1 protein-coding gene and 1 pseudogene are annotated in these 2,178 nt (G+C 67.1%); both read left to right on the top strand.

The features are described 5' to 3' along the window. Window positions 1–204: 204 nt before the first annotated feature. A complete protein-coding gene (locus ACWCP6_RS37195; protein WP_450937092.1) occupies window positions 205–1,332 on the top strand; it encodes a hypothetical protein in 1,128 nt (375 codons plus the stop codon). 180 nt (window positions 1,333–1,512) lie between these two features. Then, window positions 1,513–2,116: pseudogene (locus ACWCP6_RS37200) on the top strand (transposase); the annotation flags it as partial. Between the last annotated feature and the right edge of the window lie 62 nt (window positions 2,117–2,178).

The following is a 2,178-nucleotide window of genomic DNA, read 5'->3' on the forward strand; positions in this document are numbered from 1 at the left end:
GGTGGCGCCGGAGCGGGTGTTCGCGGTGGTGCACGCGATCGTGGCCGGTGGTGGGAGCAGGTCCTGTACTGGGAGGACGAGAGATCTGGCCGTACCGCCTGCACCTGCTGGCGGGGGCCTGCGTGTCACGCGGCGTCGACGTTACCTCGAAGGCATCCTGTGGGCACTTGCGATCGCGGGGCCGCCGAAGAGAAGGGTCGAGTCATGCGGGTGTCGTCTCAGGGCGTTACGGTCGTGGCTCTCCTGGCGGATCCGGATGTGCCGACGGAGATCGCGCAGCGCATGGCCCAGATACTTCCTATTCGGCTCGCTGACAAGGCAGGCCAGGGGCGACGGTTCGACGTCGAGGTGGTCAGTGAGCCCTTCACCTCAGGTACCGAGGACCTGCCCACCTTGATGCGCCGGATCATGGACCGTGGGAGTGCGGAGAATTGGGATATCGTCGTGGCCCTCACCGACCTTCCGCTGCACTCACACGGGCGCAAGCTCGCTGTGAATCTGAGTTACGAACACGGCTTGGCGCTGCTGTCTCTTCCTGCGCTGGGGGGCTTACGGCTGCAGACGAGGGCCCGGCGGGCCGTGGAAGAAGCCGTGCTCGGCTTGGCGGGTCCGCGGGCCACTGGGGCTGAAGGACCTCCAAGTCAGCCGCTTCTGGGCCCCTTCGGTCGTCTCACGCCTATCCACCCGGGCCCGATCGGTGAGGAGGAGACCGCCGATCTTCGGTACGTCGTCAGCGGGCCCCGCGGATACCTGAGGGTGCTCGTCGGTATGGTCCGCGCCAACCGGCCGTGGCGGTTGGTGCCCGGCTTGTCGAAAGCCCTGGCGGCCGCACTCGCCACAGGAGCAGTCGCCACCGTGAACTCCACCACCTGGAGCCTGGCCGCGGCCCTGAGCGCGCCACGCCTCGTGATCGCCATGGTCGGGTCCGTCGGGCTCATGATCGGCTGGCTGATCGTAGACGGGGAGCTGTGGCATCGATCAACAGAGGGCTCGCCGGAGGCGAGGCAGAGGGCGAGGCTCTACAACGCCTCGACGGTCATGACCGTGGGTATCGGTGTGCTCGTCTGCTACGGGGGCTTGATGGCCATCAACTTGGCGTGGGCGCTGTTCATCCTCAACGACCGAGTGTTCGCTTCCATGACACGAACCCCGCTGCACGCCACGGAGTACTTGACGTTGTCCTGGTTCGTCGCTTCGGTCGCCACCGTGGGCGGCGCGCTGGGTTCAGGATTGGAGAGCGACGAGGCGATCCGTGCAGCCGCCTACTCCAAGCGCGAACAGGAACGTCGCCGTATGCTCCAAGACGACCACGGTGACCAGCCCTCGAAGTGAACCGATACCGGCGCAAATGGCTCCCGGGCGTGTGTGCCGGCATCGCCGCTCACCGCTGGCCGGCGGGCCGGAGTTCGGGCTTCACGGGGCGTCCTTCGGACCAGCCCACGCCCGTATAACTAAATGATCGATTCAAGGGATCGGCTGCGCGCATGGGACGAGGGCGTCCAACGTCAGTGTGTGAAGACAGAGTTGGACACCCTCGCGACTGCACTCCATGTGAAAACCGACGACCTGCTGAAGGCGTCTCCGCATCTCGCGCCATGGCGGCCGGCCGTGGGGATCGCCCCGCAGCTCACCGACGCCGAGCTGGTCACACTGGCGATGATGCAGGCCAGGCTCGGCTTCACCTCTGAGGCGAGGTGGCTTCGCCACGCCCGTTCCCACCTGCGGCATCTCTTCCCGTACTTGCCCAAGCAGCCCGGCTACAACAAGCGGCTGCGCAAGAGCGCCGACCTGCTTCGCAGGGTCACCCGCCTGCTGGCCACCGACACCTCCGTGTGGAGCGACGACGTGTGGACCGTGGACTCGACACCGGTGGAATGCGGCCGCTCCCGCGAGACCGTCAAACGTTCCGACCTGGTTGTGCCGAGTACGGGTACTGCGCCAGTCACAGCCGCTTCTTCTGGGGCCTGCGGCTGCACTTGGTGTGCACCCTCCAGGGCCTGCCAGTCGCCTTCGCCCTGACCGGCGCCAAGGCCGCGAGCGCAAGACCCTGCTGGACCTCCTCGCTGCCGAACCCGGCCTGGTCGCCGGCCGGCCCGGCCAGACGCTGATCGGCGACTAGAACCACTACGGCCGGGGCTTCGAACACGAACTGGCCGGGCAGGACATCCGGCTGCTGCT

The organism is Streptomyces sp. NPDC002004 (assembly GCF_053593975.1).

Coding starts and splice junctions, on each gene's coding strand:
- ACWCP6_RS37195 (WP_450937092.1), top strand. CDS start 205: ATGCGGGTGTCGTCTCAGGGCGTTACGGTCGTGGCTCTCCTGGCGGAT.